General features: G+C 60.5%; 12 protein-coding genes. 6 read left to right on the top strand and 6 right to left on the bottom strand.

The genetic code is table 11. The annotated features are described in order from the left end of the window. Positions 1–28 precede the first annotated feature (28 nt). Positions 29–1,948, bottom strand: coding sequence for an ATP-binding cassette domain-containing protein (locus tag ACYZT8_RS09655; protein ID WP_461980599.1), 1,920 nt, complete (start codon positions 1,946–1,948; stop codon positions 29–31). A gap of 213 nt (positions 1,949–2,161) precedes the next feature. Between ACYZT8_RS09655 and ACYZT8_RS09650 the strand changes: the two genes are divergently transcribed. Further along, on the top strand, positions 2,162–4,090 hold the full coding sequence (locus ACYZT8_RS09650; protein WP_461980597.1) for a transglycosylase SLT domain-containing protein: 1,929 nt from the start codon (positions 2,162–2,164) through the stop codon (positions 4,088–4,090). A 101-nt stretch (positions 4,091–4,191) separates the two neighbouring features. Here the strand turns inward: ACYZT8_RS09650 and ACYZT8_RS09645 are convergent, their stop codons facing one another. Next, complete coding sequence (locus ACYZT8_RS09645) at positions 4,192–5,970, bottom strand: ABC transporter transmembrane domain-containing protein (protein WP_461980595.1); 1,779 nt, start codon at positions 5,968–5,970, stop codon at positions 4,192–4,194. A 256-nt stretch (positions 5,971–6,226) separates the two neighbouring features. Here ACYZT8_RS09645 and ACYZT8_RS09640 point away from each other — a divergent pair, with 256 nt between their 5' ends. Further along, positions 6,227–6,406, top strand: a complete 180-nt coding sequence (locus ACYZT8_RS09640; protein ID WP_461980593.1) for a PA1571 family protein — start codon at positions 6,227–6,229, stop codon at positions 6,404–6,406. 185 nt (positions 6,407–6,591) lie between these two features. Here ACYZT8_RS09640 and pdxB read toward each other — a convergent pair whose 3' ends face one another. Together pdxB and ACYZT8_RS09630 are read right to left on the bottom strand one after the other, a co-directional pair. Further along, on the bottom strand, positions 6,592–7,734 hold the full coding sequence (pdxB, locus tag ACYZT8_RS09635) for a 4-phosphoerythronate dehydrogenase PdxB (RefSeq protein ID WP_461980591.1): 1,143 nt from the start codon (positions 7,732–7,734) through the stop codon (positions 6,592–6,594). Between the two features lie 455 nt (positions 7,735–8,189). Beyond that, the gene (locus ACYZT8_RS09630; RefSeq protein WP_461982392.1) at positions 8,190–9,248 is read right to left on the bottom strand and encodes an IS110 family RNA-guided transposase; all 1,059 of its coding nucleotides are present in this window, start codon (positions 9,246–9,248) and stop codon (positions 8,190–8,192) included. 264 nt (positions 9,249–9,512) lie between these two features. On the opposite strand from ACYZT8_RS09630, the gene ACYZT8_RS09625 reads away from it, so the two are divergent. Next, on the top strand, positions 9,513–10,916 hold the full coding sequence (locus ACYZT8_RS09625) for an MATE family efflux transporter (RefSeq protein WP_461980589.1): 1,404 nt from the start codon (positions 9,513–9,515) through the stop codon (positions 10,914–10,916). 108 nt (positions 10,917–11,024) lie between these two features. Here the strand turns inward: ACYZT8_RS09625 and tusA are convergent, their stop codons facing one another. Further along, the gene (gene tusA / locus ACYZT8_RS09620) at positions 11,025–11,276 is read right to left on the bottom strand and encodes a sulfurtransferase TusA (RefSeq protein ID WP_461980587.1); all 252 of its coding nucleotides are present in this window, start codon (positions 11,274–11,276) and stop codon (positions 11,025–11,027) included. Positions 11,277–11,481: 205 nt separating this feature from the next. Continuing rightward, positions 11,482–12,555 (bottom strand): 23S rRNA (cytidine(2498)-2'-O)-methyltransferase RlmM, encoded by a 1,074-nt coding sequence (gene rlmM / locus ACYZT8_RS09615; protein ID WP_461980585.1) that lies wholly within the window; start codon positions 12,553–12,555, stop codon positions 11,482–11,484. A gap of 222 nt (positions 12,556–12,777) precedes the next feature. Here rlmM and acnA point away from each other — a divergent pair, with 222 nt between their 5' ends. From acnA to ACYZT8_RS09600, 3 genes are all read left to right on the top strand, one after another. After that, positions 12,778–15,519, top strand: a complete 2,742-nt coding sequence (gene acnA / locus ACYZT8_RS09610) for an aconitate hydratase AcnA (RefSeq protein ID WP_461980583.1) — start codon at positions 12,778–12,780, stop codon at positions 15,517–15,519. A 245-nt stretch (positions 15,520–15,764) separates the two neighbouring features. Then, positions 15,765–16,556 carry a CPBP family glutamic-type intramembrane protease gene (locus tag ACYZT8_RS09605; protein WP_461980581.1) on the top strand — a complete coding sequence of 264 codons (792 nt, stop codon included), beginning with the start codon at positions 15,765–15,767 and terminating at the stop codon, positions 16,554–16,556. A 103-nt stretch (positions 16,557–16,659) separates the two neighbouring features. After that, positions 16,660–18,225: a methyl-accepting chemotaxis protein gene (locus ACYZT8_RS09600; protein WP_461980579.1), complete on the top strand. Its 1,566-nt coding sequence runs from the start codon at positions 16,660–16,662 to the stop codon at positions 18,223–18,225. Positions 18,226–18,416 lie beyond the last annotated feature (191 nt).

Below are 18,416 nucleotides of genomic sequence, written 5' to 3'. Positions count from 1 at the left end.
ACGCCGGGCTTTTTTATTGCTGGATCAATCAGGCATCCAGCTCGGCCCAACGCTCGACCATTACGTCGTGCTCAGCCTGCAACTGCTCAAGCTGGGCGATCACGGTAGCGGTCTCGGTCGCAGGACGCTGATAGAAACCGGCATCGGCCATTTGGGCCTCGACGGCTGCAATCTGCTGTTCCATGGCTTCGATCTGAGCCGGCAACATCTCCAGCTCACGCTGCAACTTGTAGCTGAGCTTCTTCTTCGCCACCGGTGCTTCGACTGCCGCAGCAACCGGTGCCGCTTCAGCCGTCACAACTGCCGAAGTCAGGTCGGCTTTGCCGGACTTGCTCTCGGTCACGCCCAGCAGGCGCGGCGAGCCGCCCTGACGCAGCCAGTCCTGGTAACCACCAACGTATTCGCGAACCTTGCCTTCACCTTCGAAGACCAGGGTGCTGGTGACCACGTTGTCGAGGAATGCCCGGTCGTGACTGACCATCAGCACGGTGCCGTTGAAGGTCAGCAAGACCTCTTCCAGCAGCTCGAGGGTTTCCACGTCGAGGTCGTTGGTCGGTTCGTCGAGGACCAGCAGGTTCGCCGGTTTGCTGAACAGTTTTGCCAGCAGCAGACGCGCACGCTCACCACCTGACAGCGCCTTCACCGGCGTGCGGGCACGCTGCGGGCTGAACAGGAAGTCGCCGAGGTAGCTCAGCACGTGGCGGCTCTGACCATCGATATCGATGAAGTCGCGACCTTCAGCCACGTTGTCGATCACGGTCTTTTCCAGGTCCAGCTGATGGCGCAACTGGTCGAAGTAGGCCACGTCGATGCGCGTCCCCTCTTCCACTTTGCCACTGGTTGGTTGCAGACCGCTGAGCATCAGCTTGAGCAGTGTGGTTTTGCCGGTACCGTTGGCGCCCAGCAGACCGATACGGTCGCCGCGCGTCAGGACCATCGAGAAATCCTTGATCAGGAACGGGCCACCCGGGTGAGCAAAGCTCACGTTCTCGAGGACCATCACCTGCTTGCCGGACTTGTCAGCAGTATCCAGCTGAATGTTGGCCTTGCCGGTGCGCTCGCGACGTTCGCTACGCTCGACGCGCAGGGCTTTCAATGCGCGTACGCGGCCTTCATTACGGGTGCGGCGGGCCTTGATGCCCTGGCGGATCCAGACTTCTTCCTGGGCCAGCTTTTTGTCGAACAGCGCGTTGGCCGTTTCTTCAGCGGCCAGCGAGGCTTCCTTGTGCACGAGGAAACTGGCGTAGTCGCCGTTCCAGTCGATCAGGCCGCCGCGATCCAGTTCCAGAATGCGGGTCGCGAGGTTCTGCAGGAATGAACGGTCGTGCGTAATGAACAGCACGGCGCCCTGGAAATCCTTCAGGGCTTCTTCGAGCCAGGCAATTGCACCGATGTCCAGGTGGTTGGTCGGTTCGTCGAGCAGCAGCAGGTCTGGTTCGGAAACCAGGGCCTGGGCCAGCAGGACGCGACGACGCCAGCCGCCGGACAATTCGGCGAGGGTCTTGTCGGCCGGCAACTGCAGACGGCTCAAGGTGCTGTCGACCAATTGCTGCAAACGCCAGCCGTCGCGGGCTTCAAGGTCGTGCTGGACATGCATCAACTTGTCCAGGTCGGCGTCGGTGACGATGTTCTGGCTCAGGTGGTGATACTGCGCGAGCAGCTCGCCGACACCGTCCAGGCCTTCAGCCACCACGTCGAACACGGTCCGCTCGTCGGCTACCGGCAATTCTTGCGGCAATTCGCCAATCTTGAGGCCGGGTGCGCGCCAAACGGAGCCTTCGTCGGGCTTCTGGTCGCCCTTGACGAGCTTCATCATGCTGGACTTGCCGGTGCCGTTGCGGCCGATGATGCACACCCGCTCACCACGGGCGATCTGCCAGGACACCTTGTCCAACAACGGCATAGCGCCGAAAGCAAGGGACACATCGCTGAATTTGAGCAGGGTCATGAGCTTCTCCAAAAACCGGGCGCGCATTCTACCTGACTTGAGGCTTCAGAAGGCCGGCAATTTCAATGTCGAAGCACTCTGCATGACAATTGTTGCGAACTTGTGCAGAGAGGCCGGCAAAGCTTTCGCCCGTTGCTGGCAAAAGGCTAAGCTACAGACAATTCAGTGCAGGTTAAGCCTGCGCTTGTCGTGATTTCTCTGCCCGGACGTCTCATGCGCAGTCGCCTTTTCAGTCTTTTATCTTGCTTGCTTCTTTCTGCCACTGCCGTTCAAACCGCCCAGGCGGTGGACCTGTCCACCCAGCGTCAATATTACGATGAAGCCAAGCGTGCCTTGGCCAAGGGCGATACCGGCCCTTATTTTCGTTATAGCCAGGCCCTCAGCGATTATCCGCTGGAGCCGTACCTGGCTTATGACGAGCTGACCGCGCGCCTGAAAACCGCCAGCAATGCCGAGATCGAAAAATTCCTCGCCGAACACGGTGACCTGCCTCAGGCCAACTGGATGAAATTGCGCTGGTTGCGCTGGCTGGCCGATCGCGGCGACTGGGCGACCTTCGTCAAGTACTACGACCCCAAGCTCAATTTCACCGAACTGGACTGCCTGAACGCGCAGTACCAGATCAGTCATAACCAGAAAACCGAAGGCTACGCCAACGCCAACAAACTCTGGCTGACCGGCAAATCCCAGCCTGCCGCCTGCGACGCGCTGTTCGGGCAATGGGCTGCCGAAGGTCAACTGACCGAACAAAAACGCTGGGAACGCACCAAGCTCGCCGCCCAGGCGCGCAACTATCCGCTGGCCAACAGCCTGATCAACGGCCTGACCACCCTCGCCCCTCGCGGTCGTTTGCTGGTGGATGTGGCGCAGAAACCCGAACTGCTGAACCAACCTTCGCGCTTTACTCCGGCCGACGAACCGATGTCCGACGTGGTCAGCCTAGGCCTGCGCCGCCTGGCCCGCCAGGACCCCGACAAGGCCATGGACCTGCTCGACGGCTATGCCAGCAGCATGCACTTCTCCCGCGATGAAAAAGTGGCGATCGCCCGTGAAATCGGGTTGACCCTCGCCAAACGCTTCGATCCTCGCGCGCTGGACATGATGACCAAATACGACCCGGAGCTGCGCGACAACACCGTGTCCGAATGGCGCATGCGCCTGCTATTGCGCCTGGCCCGCTGGGGCGATGCCTATCAGCTGACTCGCCGCTTGCCGCAGGATCTGGCGACCACCAACCGCTGGCGCTACTGGCAGGCCCGCAGCCTGGAACTGGCGCAACCACAGAACCCGGAAGCGCAAACGCTCTACAAGAACCTCGCTCGTGAGCGCGATTTCTACGGCTTCCTCGCTGCCGATCGCTCGCAGTCCGCTTATTCGCTAAACAACAAACCCTTGGTCCTGAGCCAAGCGCTGATCAACAAGGTGCGCAACACACCTGGCGTGCGTCGCGCCCTTGAATTCCACGCCCGCGGGCAGATCGTCGACGGTCGTCGCGAGTGGTACCACGTCAGCCGTCACTTCAGCCGTGACGAAATGGTCGCCCAGGCGAAACTGGCCTATGACCTGAAATGGTATTTCCCGGCAATCCGCACCATCAGCCAGGCGCAATACTGGGACGATCTGGACATCCGTTTCCCGATGGCCCACCGCGAAACCCTCGTGCGTGAAGCCAAGGTCCGTGGCCTGCACTCGAGCTGGGTGTTCGCCATCACTCGCCAGGAAAGCGCTTTCATGGCCGACGCCCGCTCCGGCGTCGGCGCCAGCGGCCTGATGCAGCTGATGCCCGGCACCGCCAAGGAAACCGCGCGCAAGTTCAGCATCCCGCTGGCCTCGCCGCAGCAAGTGTTCGACCCGGACAAGAACATCCAGCTCGGCGCCGCTTACCTGAGCCAGGTCCACAGCCAGTTCAACGGCAACCGCGTCCTCGCCTCCGCCGCCTACAACGCCGGCCCCGGCCGTGTGCGTCAGTGGTTGCGCGGCGCTGATCACCTGAGCTTCGACGTGTGGGTGGAAAGCATCCCGTTCGACGAAACCCGCCAGTACGTGCAGAACGTGCTGTCGTACTCGGTGATCTACGGCCAGAAGCTCAACTCGCCACAGCCGTTGGTGGATTGGCATGAGCGGTACTTCGACGATCAGTGATCCTGATTTGAAGTGCGAATAAAAATGCCCGCATCGATTGATGCGGGCATTTTTGTTAAAGCAAGATCAAAAGATCGCAGCCTCGTTTCACTCGACAGCTCCTACAGATGAAGTCCGAGCTCAGCCTTCCCATCACTAAACTGCAACGCCGCCAAGCGCGCATATAGCGCATTGCTCGCAATCAACTCCTGATGCGTCCCCACCGCCACCAGTTTTCCTTGATCCATCACCGCGATCCGGTCGGCGTTTTTCACCGTAGCCAAACGGTGGGCGATGACCAGGGTGGTGCGGTTTTTCATCAGGCTCGGCAGGGCTTGCTGGATCAGGTGTTCACTCTGCGCATCGAGGGCGCTGGTGGCTTCGTCGAGCAACAGGATGGGTGAGTCCACCAGCAGCGCCCGTGCGATGGCCAGGCGTTGGCGCTGGCCGCCGGACAACCCGAGGCCGCCGTCGCCGAGGTGTGTCTGGTAGCCGTGGGGCATTTGCTCGATGAAGTCGTGTGCGTAAGCGATTCTCGCCGCTTCCTGGACTTGGGCCAGGGTCGCTGTCGGGTTGCCGTAGCGGATGTTCTCTTCGATGCTGCCGAAGAACAGCGCCGGATTTTGCGAGACCAGGGCGAAGCAGCGACGCAGGTCGAGCGGATCGAGTTGGGTCAGCGGCACGCCATCCAGCAGGATCTGTCCCGAGGCAGGATCGTAAAAACGCAGCAGCAGGTCATACACCGTGGATTTACCGGCACCGGACGGGCCGACCAGGGCGAGGGTTTCGCCCGCATTGATGGTCAGACTCAAGCCGTCGACGGCATAGCTTTCTGGACGCGACGGGTAGGAAAAGCGCACGTCCTGGAGCGACAGATCGCCCTTCACCCGATCAGGCAAAGTGACCAGACCTGAGGTTGGCGGCTGGATGATATTTTCCGAACGTAGCAATTCGGCAATGCGCTCGGCCGCGCCTGCCGCTCGTTGCAACTCACCGATCACTTCGCTCAACGTGCCGAAGGCGCTGCCGACGATCAGGCTGTAGAAGACGAAGGCCGCCAGTTCACCTGCCGAGATCCGTCCGGCCATCACGTCCATGCCGCCGACCCACAGCATCACGCCAACCGCACCCAGCACCAGTACGATCACCAGCGTAATTAGCCAGGCCCGTTGGAAAATCCGTTTGCGCGCCGTGTTGAACGCCTCCTCTACTGTCACGGCGAAGCGCTGCTCGTCCTGGACCTGATGGTTGTAAGCCTGCACGGTTTTGATCTGGCCGAGGGTCTCGGAGACGTAGCTGCCAATGTCGGCAATCCGGTCCTGACTCAGGCGCGACAGGCTGCGTACCCGACGGCCGAAAATCAGGATCGGCGCGATCACCAGCGGCAACGCCACCACCACGATGCTGGTGAGTTTGGGGTTGGTGATAAACAGCAAGACAATCCCGCCGATCACCATCAGCAAATTGCGCAAGAACAGCGACAACGAAGAGCCGATCACCGATTGCAGCAACGTGGTATCGGCGGTCAGCCTTGACTGGATTTCGGAGCTGCGATTGTCTTCATAGAAACCCGGATGCAGATAAACCAGGTGGTTGAACACTTGCTTGCGGATGTCCGCGACCACGCGCTCGCCGATCCACGACACCAGATAAAAGCGCGCAAAAGTGCCAATCGCGAGCCCGATCACCAGCACCATGAACAGACCGATGGTCTGGTTGAGCAAATGCGCCGATTGGGTCATGAAACCCTGATCCACCAACAAGCGAATGCCCTGACCCATCGACAAGGTAATGCCTGCGGTGACGATCAGGGCGAACAACGCGCCGAAGGCCGGCCAGCGATAAGGTGCAAGAAAACGGCTGGTCAGGCGAATCGCACGGCGGTGACGGGCAGAAAGCATCGGGTTATCCAGTACGCAATTGATGGGGCCAGCCTATACCGCTTAAGTGGGGTGGAACTCTGTAAATCACAATGAGTCAGGTTAATTATGACCACAACGACTAGCGCCTAGACGCTATTGGTCTAAAGTCCGGGTGGCAACACTGCGCTATTTCTGGTGGACTGATGTTGCCGCCTGGAAAGATCGCAGGGAGTTGTCACAGCCCGGTCACCTGGCGGTTTTAAAGTAGGTACACAACCTGATGAGGAGACAGGCAATGTCCTTGCAAAACAGCAGCGAAGACAAAATTGAAGTGATCCGCACGCAGCCAAACCAGTCTCTGGGTTGCTCGATTATTGATAAGGATGGGCGCGAAGTACCGATCACTGAAAACATGATCCAGGAAGCCTGCAGCGAACTGGAAAAGCGATTGGTCAAGCCTGCCGAACAAGAGTGATATAGCCACCGTCTTCTTGACCCGGCCCCTAATGGCCGGGTTTTTTGTGGGTGCTTATCCGGGAATTGCGGTGCGGCCATCGCGAGCAAGCCACGCTCCCACAGGTTTTGAGTCGTTCGCTAAATAGGTGGACGACTCAAAACCTGTGGGAGCGTGGCTTGCCCGCGATGGGGCCAACTCGGTCTCTAGACAGCCGTCGCGCCCAGAGCCGCCACAATCTTCAGCAACTCAGCCGACTCCCCCTCAACCCGCACCGTCAACCCGTCAATCTCCCGCCGCTGCGGGTAATGCTTGCGCAACGCATCAAACGCCGCACGCTGCTCGCTCACATTGCCTACAAGGCTGCGACGGAAATCCGCATCGTCCCGGCGCGGGTCGTACACGCCGCGGCACAGCATCGCCAGCGCCCAGGCCGGATCGCTTTCAGCGTTCAGGGTCACTTGCGACAACCACGGCGCCGGCAGCAGATCGCTCAAGCTGACCTGGGCCGGTTGCCCGATAAATTCGCAATACGCCTGATAGATCTGCGCCGTCCCTCGCTGCTTGCCATCGAGGCTATAACCGGCAATGTGCGGCGTCGCCAGCACGCAGAGTTCGGCCAGCGCCACATCGACTTCAGGTTCGCCTTCCCAAACGTCGAGTACCGCTTGCAGGTCTTCGCGTTGCAACAACACTTGGCGCAGGGCGGCGTTGTCCACCACCGGGCCACGACTGGCGTTGATCAGCCAGGTGCCCGGCTTGAGTTGGCTCAGACGATTTTTATCGAACAGATGCCAGGTCGACTGAGCGCCGTGTTTCTTCAACGGAGTGTGCAGGCTGATGACGTCGCACTGCTCGATGATCTGTTCGAGGCTGACGTAATCGCCACCTTCAGCGGCTTGCCTTGGCGGATCACAGACCAGCACGTTCCAACCCAGGCCCTTCAAGACGTTGACCAGTCGACCGCCGACTTCACCGGCACCGACCACGCCGTAAGTGCGCTGAGTCAGGTCGGCGCCTTCGATTTCGGCCAGGGTCAGCAAACTGCCAAGCACGTAGTCGACCACGCCCCGGGCATTGCAGCCGGGTGCGCTGGACCAGGTAATGCCGGCCTGCTGAAAGTAATCCAGATCCAGGTGATCCGTGCCGATGGTGCAGGTGCCGACAAAGCGCACCTTGCTGCCTTCGAGCAACGCGCGATTGACGTTGGTCACCGAACGCACCAGCAGCACATCGGCCTGCTCGACGGTGGCGCGGTCGATGGAACGTCCCGGCACCCGGCGGATTTCGCCGAAACCTTCGAAAAAGGCATCGAGCAGCGGGATATTTTCGTCGGCAACAATCAGCATGGCAGGCTCCTTTGGCGGGTTGGCAGTGTAGGCGGAGATGACCATTGTGGGCCAGCAAGCATTGCGCGCCGCTGTAGCAGCTGGCGAAGCCTGCGTTCGGCTGCGTAGCAGTCGCGAAATCAGGCAATGTGGTATTTCAGGAAGTGCGCGTGTACAGGTTTTGCGACTGCTGCGCAGCCGAACGCAGGCTTCGCCAGCTGCTATGTATGGACTCGCCCCCACTGTCTACCCGCTTTTGAAAAACCGCCGCCCCGTTGCATCTATGTATTAGGCCTATTCGAGGAAGCCGTCTTCGGCTTCTGGCCAAAATTGGAAGAGCTCGTGGTATGCCGATTACAGTCAGGCCTCGAAGGCCAGTAGCAGCTAAGGCATCAATCCACGCCGGTCTTACCTGGGGTCAATGTTTTTCAGCAAAGGGTCGGACAGTTGGTACCTCGGTGGCAGAACTCTGTCGCTCAGTGGCTCATCGTCGCTTGCTGGCCATCACCCGCCTGGCGACGATAAGTCTGGTCATTCTGTAGAAGCACCCAGACGATTCGCAGGTTGCGGTTGGCCAACCTGATCGCAGCCTCCTTACGACCCAGCCGGCTCATCCAGCGCAACAAGCGGCGGTCATCGGGTTGCTGGGAATCAGGTCGTAGTTGTTGCAGTACCGCGTGGGCTCCCTGGATCATCAGGCTGCGTAAATAAACATCGCCTCGCTTGGTCATGTCCCCCAGCCGGACCGTCTGCCCGCTGCTGTGCTGGTCTGGCACCATGCCAAAGTACGCGGCAAACTTGCGGGCATTGGGAAATCGCTCAGGCTTGGTTTCCTTGGCCACCAGTGCCGTGGCAGTGACTGGGCCGATGCCGCGCACAGTCATCAGTCGCTTCGCCGTCATGTCGGCGTTGGCGGCCACTTCCAGGCGCCCCGTCAGCACGCTGATGCGTTCGCCCAAATGGCGCCACTCGGCCAACAGTTCGTCGATCAGTTCACGCAGCAGGCCCGGCACCGGCTGGGTGGCATCTTCCAGTACCCGCGGAATTTTCTGGCTGATCGCAACATCGCCCTGCGCCAAGGCCACGCCATGCTCGAGCAGCAGGCCGCGCATCTGATTGCTCACCGCCGTGCGTCGACGCACATAGCCTTGGCGGGCCCGATGCAACGCCTGCATTGCCAGCGCCGCAACGCTTTTGACCGGCACTGCGTAGATCTTTTCATCGCGACCAGCCCGCAGAATCGCCAGCGCATCGTTGCGATCATTTTTAGGCCCGCTACGATGTGTGGCCACCAAACGGGCTGGAAGAATCCGCGCCAGATTGCCTTGGTCTTGCAGCTGCCGGGCCCAGGCTTGAGCACCCGGACCGGTCTCCATCAGAACCACGACATGAGGCGGCAACTGGCGTAGAAACTCATAAAACGCCTCGCGCGACTTGATCCGCTGCTCGTAGTGCACCTGGCCGAGGACATCTTCCCCGGCGACCTGAAAGACCTGCTTGGCCAAATCGACCGCTACGGTTGTGCAGGCCGACAAATCGGAAGAAGACAGGGATTGATCAACCGAAGTATGCTTTTTCATGGACTCGCCCTCGCTGTCGTTGGCTGTTTAGACTGCCATCGTGGCGCATTGACGCCTCGACTTGGGCGAGTCCATCCAATTACAAAGTTGCGTTGTCGCAGGGAGTGTCGCTACGTTCGAAAACCGATTACAAATAGGTAACACAGGACTTTTCCTGACCACTGCGTCAAGGCGTAGAATGCGCCGCCTCGTGCATCAAAATCTCTGGACGTTTCGCCCTTGAATTCCGTGACTGACCGCCCCGCCACTATTTCCCTCTCCCGCCCGGCCCGGGTTCGCCTGGAGCTGAAAAACCTGCTCGCCCTGGCGCTGCCGATCATGATCGCGCAACTGGCGACCACTGCCATGGGCTTCGTCGATGCGGTGATGGCAGGTCGGGTCGGCCCGCGTGATCTGGCGGCCGTGGCGCTCGGCAACTCGATCTGGGTGCCGGTGTTTCTGCTGATGACCGGCACCTTGCTGGCCACCACCCCGAAAGTTGCCCAACGCTTCGGTGCCGGCACCCACAGCGAAATCGGCCCGATCGTGCGTCAGGCGTTATGGCTGGCCTTGGTGGTGGGTCTGATGGCGACCGGCATGCTGTTCAGTGCCGAACCGATCCTGCACATGATGAAAGTCGACCCCGAACTGATCGGCCCGTGCATGCAATATCTGCACGGTATCGCCAGCGGTCTGCCCGCCGTCGCCCTCTACCATGTACTGCGTTGTTTCAGTGATGGCCTCGGGCGTACGCGCCCGGCGATGGTCCTCGGCCTGTGCGGTTTGGCGTTGAATATCCCTCTGAACTACATCTTCATCTATGGCCACTTCGGTGTGCCGGCCATGGGCGGTGTCGGGTGCGGCTGGGCCACGGCGATCGTGATGTGGGTGATGGCGCTGGGCATGGCCGGCTGGGAACGCTGGGCTCCGGCCTATCAGTCGAGCCAGTTGTTCAGCCGTTTCGACTGGCCGCAGTGGTCGGTGATCAAACGCCTGCTGGGCATCGGCCTGCCCATCGGCATCGCGGTGTTCGCCGAGTCGAGCATCTTCGCCGTGATCGCCTTGCTGATCGGTAGCCTCGGCGCAACGGTGGTTGCTGGACACCAGATCGCCCTGAACTTCAGCTCGCTGGTGTTCATGATCCCCTACTCCCTTGGCATGGCCGTGACCGTGCGGGTCGGCCAGGCGCTCGGTCGCGAGGAGCCGCGTGAAGCGCGCTTCGCTGCGGGTGTCGGTATGGGCACGGCGCTGGCGTATGCCTGTATTTCGGCGAGCATGATGCTGCTGTTGCGCGAACACATCGCAACGATCTACACCGCCGACCCGACGGTGATCCGAGTCGCGGCGATGCTGATTGTGTATTCGGCGCTGTTCCAGTTTTCCGACGCGATTCAGGTCACGGCGGCCGGCGCACTGCGCGGCTATCAGGACACGCGGGTGACGATGATCCTGACGTTGTTTGCCTACTGGGGGATCGGTTTGCCGGTGGGCTACGCGCTGGGCCTGACCGACTGGTTCGGCACACCGAGCGGCCCGAGCGGGCTGTGGCAGGGTTTGATCGTGGGCTTGAGCTGCGCGGCGTTGATGCTGTCGATCCGCCTGACGCGCAGTGCACGCAAGCGGATTCGCAACGGGCTGAGTTGACCCTGTGGGAGCCAGCCTGCTGGCGATGGCTGATTCAAACTCAACATCATTGTTGACTGAATCACCGCAATCGCCAGCAGGCTGGCTCCCACAGTAGTTTTTTGTGGGTCAATCGGACTTCTTGCGGATCCAGTAGAGGTAGGTGCCTGCCTCTTCGTGCTGCCCGACCAGTTCGTGGTCGAGAAACACGCAAAACTTGGGAATGTCGCGACGGGTCGAGGGATCGGTCGCGATCACTTTGAGCAGGCCGCCGGGTGCCAGGTCACGGATGTGCTGGTGCAGCATCATCACCGGTTCCGGGCAGTTGAGGCCGGTGGCGTCGAGGGTGCCGTCTACCGGCGTATCAATCATTTCACTCATGATTCACTCCTGAAACTTGCCGGCATTGTCGCGCATTGCCGGGTATGTGGCGAGGGAGCTTGCTCCCGCTGGGTCGCGAAGCGGCCCCAACTCGGGCTATACGGTCTATCAGAAAAATCTCGGCGGCCAATTTTAGGGCTGCTGCGCAGCCCAGCGGGAGCAAGCTCCCTCGCCACACAAGCCCCACACATTGATCCGCGTTTATTCAGCGGGACTTGGGTTTCTTCGTGTCGAGTCGGCGCAGATGGCAGGTCACTTCTTCACGGTCGTGATACAGCTGTTTGCAGCCGATCTCGACCCGAATCCCGCGCTCCTTGAACCCGTCGGCAATGCGTTCCAGCAAGCGTTTCACTTCGGCATAACGCTGTTTCATCGGCAACTTCAGGTTGACCACCGCTTCGCGGCAATGGCCCTCGCCAATCCATTCTTCCAGCATCGCGGCGTTGCGCGCCGGTTTCTCGACGATGTCGCAGACCATCCAGTCCACCGGCTGCCGGGGCTTGAAGGTGAAACCGTCGGCCATCAAGTGCTGCACCAGACCGGTGTCCATCAGGCTTTCGGCCATCGGACCGTTGTCGATCGCGGTCACCAGCATGCCGCGGTTGACCAGTTGCCAGGTCCAGCCGCCGGGTGCGGCACCGAGGTCGACGCCGGTCATGTCGCTGTGCAAGCGCTCATCCCACTGGTCGCGGGGGATGAAGTGATGCCACGCCTCTTCCAGCTTCAACGTCGAGCGGCTCGGCGCTTCACGGGGAAACTTCAGGCGCGGAATGCCCATCGGCCACATCGCCGAGTTGTTGGACTCGGCCAGGCCCATGAACACTTCACGGCCGCTTTTGAACGTCAGCAGCAGGCGCGGTTTGTGCGCGTCCTCCACCAACTTGCCGGCCGCCATCAGCGCTTTGCGCAGGTGGCCTTCGAATTTCTTGCAGAAGTTCGACAGCTCCTTGCCATCGTTGGTGTCGACCATTTCCAGCCACAGGCTGCCACACAGCGGGAAGTCGGCCATGTGCGCGAGGATCACGCTGATACGGTCGGTTTCCGGCAGATCGATGAAAATCCCGCGGGCCCATTGGCGCGGGAAGATCAGCTCGGCGAAACGCTGGCCGCGCATCAGGCGCTCGGCGCCGTCTTCTTCGGTGCAGATGAATTCGGCGCAGGCGCTGGCGGTCTTGGCCTTGGCATAACCGGCCACGTTCAGCCGCGCGGCGTGTTCGGAAATCTCGGAACAGACTTCGCCTTCGAAGCCCGGCCGGCAATGCATAAAGAGGGTGTTCATTCTTACTCCTGGGCAGTTGGCGAAGAATTCAGCCACTGCGCGATGCCCAGACTTGCGTTGAAGCAAAGCCTGTCACGAAAACCGGCGCATGATAGCCGAGTTCGCAACCTTGGACTTGGCCATAGAGTCCAGTTATTAGCTTTAACGAATGAACAGGGCTAGGTTAAGAGCTCTGTCTGTCCCGCCAGTCCGTAGCCGTGCGGACCCAAAGGAGTCATTTCAATGCCGTCCCTCGATAGCCTGAAAACCCTTAAAACCTTACAAATCGACGACAAGACCTATCACTATTTCAGCTTGCCGGATGCCGCCAAAAGCCTGGGTGATCTGGACAAGCTGCCGATGTCGTTGAAAGTGCTGCTGGAAAACCTGCTGCGCTGGGAAGATGAAAAAACCGTCACCGGAGCCGACCTTCGGGCAATTGCCGCCTGGCTCAAGGAGCGTCGCTCCGACCGCGAAATTCAATACCGTCCCGCGCGGGTCTTGATGCAGGACTTTACCGGCGTCCCCGCCGTGGTCGACTTGGCCGCCATGCGCGCCGCCATGGCCAAGGCCGGCGGCGATCCGCAGCGCATCAACCCGCTGTCACCGGTGGATCTGGTGATCGACCACTCGGTGATGGTCGACAAATTCGGCAGTTCCAGCGCCTTCGAACAGAACGTCGACATCGAAATGCAGCGCAACGGAGAACGTTACGCGTTCCTGCGCTGGGGTCAGAGCGCCTTCGACAACTTCAGCGTGGTGCCGCCGGGCACGGGCATTTGTCACCAGGTCAATCTGGAATACCTGGGCCGCACGGTCTGGACCAAGGACGAGGACGGCCGCACCTACGCCTTCCCGGACACCCTGGTCGGCACCGATTCCCACACCACCATGATCAACGGCCTCGGTGTGCTCGGCTGGGGCGTCGGCGGGATTGAAGCGGAAGCGGCGATGCTCGGCCAGCCAGTGTCGATGCTGATCCCGGAAGTGATCGGCTTCAAACTCACCGGCAAGCTCAAGGAAGGCATCACCGCCACCGACCTGGTGCTGACCGTTACCCAGATGTTGCGCAAGAAAGGCGTGGTCGGAAAATTCGTCGAGTTCTACGGTGACGGCCTCGCCGATCTGCCGCTGGCCGACCGCGCGACCATCGCCAACATGGCCCCCGAATACGGCGCCACGTGCGGTTTCTTCCCGGTGGACGACATCACCCTGGAGTACCTGCGGCTGTCCGGTCGCCCGCTTGAAACCGTGAAACTGGTCGAGGCCTACAGCAAAGCCCAGGGCCTGTGGCGCCTGCCTGGCCAGGAACCGGTGTTCACCGACACCCTGGCGCTGGACATGGGCAGCGTCGAAGCCAGTCTTGCCGGGCCGAAACGCCCACAGGACCGGGTTTCGTTGCCGAATGTCGCGCAAGCGTTCAGTGACTTCATCGACCTGCAATTCAAACCCACCAGCAAGGAAGTCGGTCGCCTCGAAAGCGAAGGCGGCGGTGGCGTTGCGGTGGGCAATGCCGATCTGGCCGGTGAAGCTGATTACGAATACGACGGCCAGATCTATCGATTGAAAAACGGTGCAGTGGTGATCGCCGCGATCACCTCCTGCACCAACACCTCCAACCCGAGCGTGATGATGGCCGCCGGGCTGGTGGCGAAGAAAGCCGTGGAGAAAGGCCTCAAGCGTAAACCGTGGGTCAAGAGTTCATTGGCCCCTGGCTCGAAAGTGGTCACCGACTACTACAAGGCCGCCGGCCTGACCCAATACCTCGATGAACTGGGTTTTGACTTGGTCGGCTACGGCTGCACCACCTGCATCGGCAACTCCGGGCCATTGCCGGAGCCGATCGAAAAAGCCATCCAGGCTGCCGACCTGACTGTCGCCTCGGTGCTGTCGGGTAACCGTAACTTCGAAGGCCGGGTGCATCCGCTGGTGAAAACCAACTGGCTGGCGTCCCCTCCCCTGGTCGTGGCTTATGCGCTGGCCGGTACTGTGCGGACTGACATCAGCAGCGAGCCGTTGGGCAACGACAAGGATGGCAATCCGGTGTACCTGCGGGACATTTGGCCGAGTACCCAAGAGATTGCCGACGCCGTGGATCAGGTCAACACCGCCATGTTCCACAAGGAATACGCCGAAGTGTTTGCCGGCGACGAGCAATGGCAAGCGATTGAAGTGCCGCAAGCGGCGACGTATGTCTGGCAGGACGATTCGACTTACATCCAGCATCCGCCGTTCTTCGATGACATCGGCGGCCCGCCGCCCGTGGTCAAGGACGTCGCAGGTGCCAAGGTCCTTGCGCTGCTCGGCGATTCGGTGACCACCGACCACATTTCCCCCGCTGGCAACATCAAGGCCGACAGCCCGGCCGGTCAGTACCTGCGCGAGAAAGGCGTGGAACCCCGGGACTTCAACTCCTACGGTTCGCGGCGCGGCAACCACGAAGTGATGATGCGCGGCACCTTCGCCAACATCCGCATTCGCAACGAGATGCTCGGTGGTGAAGAAGGCGGCAACACGATCTACATTCCGACCGGGGAGCGGATGCCGATCTACGACGCAGCCATGCGTTATCAAGCCTCGGGCACGCCGCTGGTGGTGATCGCCGGGCAAGAATACGGCACCGGGTCGAGCCGCGACTGGGCGGCCAAGGGCACCAATCTGCTGGGTGTGAAAGCGGTGATCGCTGAAAGCTTCGAGCGTATCCACCGCTCCAACCTGGTCGGCATGGGCGTGCTGCCGTTGCAGTTCAAGCTGGATCAGAACCGCAAGAGCCTGAACCTGACCGGCAAGGAGACGCTGGACATCCTTGGTTTGACTGGCGTGGAGTTGACGCCGCGGATGAACCTGACGCTCATCATCACCCGCGAGGATGGCAGCCGCGAGAAAGTCGAGGTGTTGTGCCGAATCGATACGCTTAATGAAGTGGAGTACTTCAAGTCAGGGGGGATTCTGCATTATGTGTTGCGGCAGTTGATTGCGTCGTAACCACCTGCTGACACAGACACCGCCTTCGGGCGGTGTTTTTGTTTGGCCCTGTTTATAATCGCACCCCGCTAACATTGCATACTTTGTGGCGAGGGAGCTTGCTCCCGCTCGACTGCGAAGCAGTCGTAAAACAGGCCGATGCGATCTGATTGAAGTATCGGGTCACCGGGTTTGGGGCTGCTTCGCACCCCAGCGGGAGCAAGCTCCCTCGCCACAAAAGCTCTTCAGCCTCTAAGGACTACTTTATGCTCGCCCTGCCATGGACTTACCTGGCCCTTCTCTCCCTCGGCTACGCCCTCGCTCTGGTCTACGGCCAACTCGGCTGGCTGGCCGGCATCTCCGTCGCGTTACTGCTCGTCGCCGGTTTCGCCGTCCGCCAACAAAAGCTGCCCATCGCTCGCTACCTCGGCCACGCCGTGTTCATCATCCTCGCCTTGGCGCTGGCGATGCATTGGCTCCCGGGTTTCTACAACGGTCGCGGCATCGACCCACAACGTTTCACCGACGACGCCGTGCCGTTTTCCATGTACCTGAATCTGGACAAACCCCTGATCGGCTTCTGGCTGTTACTGGTGTGCCCGTGGATTGTCGGCCGGCGCTCACTGCGTATGTCCCTCTATGCCACCGCGATGGCGCTGACGTTGAGCGCCGTACTGGCCTTGGGCGGCGCACTTGTGCTGGGTGTGATCAGTTGGGCACCGAAGTGGCCGGATCAAGCCGGGTTGTGGGTGCTGAACAATCTGCTCCTGGTGACGCTGGTGGAGGAAGCGTTGTTTCGCGGGTACATCCAGGGCGGTCTGAGCCGGTACTTCAAACACCTGCCCTACGGTGAAAACCTGGCGCTGCTGCTCGCATCGCTGTTGTTCGGTCTGGCGCATGTGGGGGCGGGTTGGCAATGGGTGCTGCTGGCGGGTTTGGCAGGTGTCGGCTATGGTCTGGCCTACCGTTTCGGCGGTTTGGGAGCGGCCATTGCGACCCATTTCGGCTTGAACCTGCTGCATTTCGCACTATTCACCTACCCGATGCTTGCTGGCTGAGGCAATGGCCGTTTTGCGACGCGCCGCTGATTATTGAAAAATAATTTCAATAAAATCCTGACGCCGCCGACAACCTCTCAAAGCCTTGCGGATTGAAAAAGCCATGCGTAACAACCAGCCCACCACACAACGCGAACGGACCTTCCCGGCTCAGCAACGGTTGATTTCCACCACCGATGCCAAGGGCGTGATCACCTACTGCAACGACGCCTTCGTCGAGATCAGCGGGTTTTCTCGTGAGGAGCTGATCCGTGCGCCGCATAACCTGGTCCGTCACCCCGACGTCCCGGCCGCGGTGTTCGCGCACATGTGGGGCACACTGAAACAAGGCTTGCCATGGATGGGCATTGTCAAGAATCGCTGCAAGACCGGTGACCACTACTGGGTTAACGCCTATGTCACACCGGTTTTCGAAGGCAATCAGGTGGTCGGTTACGAGTCGGTGCGGGTCAAACCCACCGCCGAACAGATCCAGCGTGCCGAAGCGCTCTACCAACGCATCAACCAGGGCAAGTCAGCAATTCCTTCGACGGACAAATGGCTGCCGGTGCTTCAGGACTGGCTGCCGTTCATTCTGGTCAGCCAACTGAGCTTCATGATTGGTGCGTCGCTCAATTCCCAATGGGGTTTTGCGTTGGCCGCCGGCCTGTCGGTGCCGTTGGGTCTGTTGGGGTTGAGCTGGCAACAACGCGGCCTCAAGCGTCTGCTGCACCTGGCCGGGCAGACCACCTCCGACCCGCTGATTGCGCAGATGTACACCGACAGCCGCGGCGCCCAGGCACGTCTGGAGATGTCGATTCTCAGCCAGGAAGCGCGTCTGAAAACCTGCCTGACCCGTCTGCAAGACACTGCCGAGCACCTGAGCGACCAGGCCAAACAATCCGACACCCTGGCTCACAGCAGCTCTACTGGTCTTGAACGTCAACGCGTCGAAACCGAGCAAGTGGCCACCGCCGTCAATCAGATGGCCGCCACCACGCAGGAAGTCGCCAGCCACGTTCAGCGCACCGCTGACGCCACTCAGGAAGCCAATCGCCTGACCGGTCGCGGTCGCGACATCGCAGGCGAAACCCGCGAAGCCATCCAGCGCTTGTCGGTGGTGGTCGGTGAAACCGGGCTGACCGTGACCCAACTGGCCAAGGACAGCGACGAAATCGGCGGCGTGGTCGATGTGATCAAAGGCATCGCCGACCAGACCAACCTGCTGGCCTTGAACGCCGCTATCGAAGCCGCGCGTGCCGGCGAGATGGGCCGTGGATTTGCGGTGGTGGCTGACGAAGTTCGTCAACTGGCACAACGCACCAGCGAATCCACCGGGCAGATTCACGCCCTGATCGCCAAACTTCAACAAACCGCCAGCACCGCGGTGCAAACCATGGAAGCCGGGCATCGCCAGGCGGAAGAAGGTGTGGCGCGGGTACTTGAGGCGGACCAGGCACTGGTCGGGATCAGCGAAGCCGTGGCCAACATCACCGACATGACCACCCAGATCGCTGCCGCGACCGAAGAGCAAAGTGCGGTGGCTGAAGAGATCAGCCGCAACATCAGCAACATCTCGCAACTGGCGGATCAGACCTCGGAACAGGCGCAGCACTCGGCGTTGTTGAGTGAAGAACTGACCAAGACGGCGAATACGCAATATTCGTTGGTGGAGCGGTTTAATCGCTGATTAGTGTTGGAATGACAAAAACCCGGAGGTTGATACCTCCGGTTTTTTTTGGCTTATGGAAAGCAATACCGGGATGCACGATTGGCCGCTAGCAGTGCACCCACATTTGAAATCCGGTGTCTAGCTGTCAGGTCTGACAGTAGACGCACCCGTACGGGCGGGATATCAATTGAGTGCCGGTATAGCCCGTC

The sequence above is a fragment of the Pseudomonas sp. LB3P93 genome, assembly GCF_054898025.1.
Note: the sequence above shows the minus strand (reverse complement) of the source record. Positions and strands in the feature narration are given on the sequence as shown.

Coding starts and splice junctions, on each gene's coding strand:
- ACYZT8_RS09600 (WP_461980579.1), top strand. CDS start 16,660: ATGCGTAACAACCAGCCCACCACACAACGCGAACGGACCTTCCCGGCT.
- ACYZT8_RS09650 (WP_461980597.1), top strand. CDS start 2,162: ATGCGCAGTCGCCTTTTCAGTCTTTTATCTTGCTTGCTTCTTTCTGCC.
- ACYZT8_RS09645 (WP_461980595.1), bottom strand. CDS start 5,970: ATGCTTTCTGCCCGTCACCGCCGTGCGATTCGCCTGACCAGCCGTTTT.
- ACYZT8_RS09655 (WP_461980599.1), bottom strand. CDS start 1,948: ATGACCCTGCTCAAATTCAGCGATGTGTCCCTTGCTTTCGGCGCTATG.
- acnA (WP_461980583.1), top strand. CDS start 12,778: ATGCCGTCCCTCGATAGCCTGAAAACCCTTAAAACCTTACAAATCGAC.
- pdxB (WP_461980591.1), bottom strand. CDS start 7,734: ATGCTGATTGTTGCCGACGAAAATATCCCGCTGCTCGATGCCTTTTTC.
- ACYZT8_RS09640 (WP_461980593.1), top strand. CDS start 6,227: ATGTCCTTGCAAAACAGCAGCGAAGACAAAATTGAAGTGATCCGCACG.
- tusA (WP_461980587.1), bottom strand. CDS start 11,276: ATGAGTGAAATGATTGATACGCCGGTAGACGGCACCCTCGACGCCACC.
- ACYZT8_RS09605 (WP_461980581.1), top strand. CDS start 15,765: ATGCTCGCCCTGCCATGGACTTACCTGGCCCTTCTCTCCCTCGGCTAC.
- rlmM (WP_461980585.1), bottom strand. CDS start 12,555: ATGAACACCCTCTTTATGCATTGCCGGCCGGGCTTCGAAGGCGAAGTC.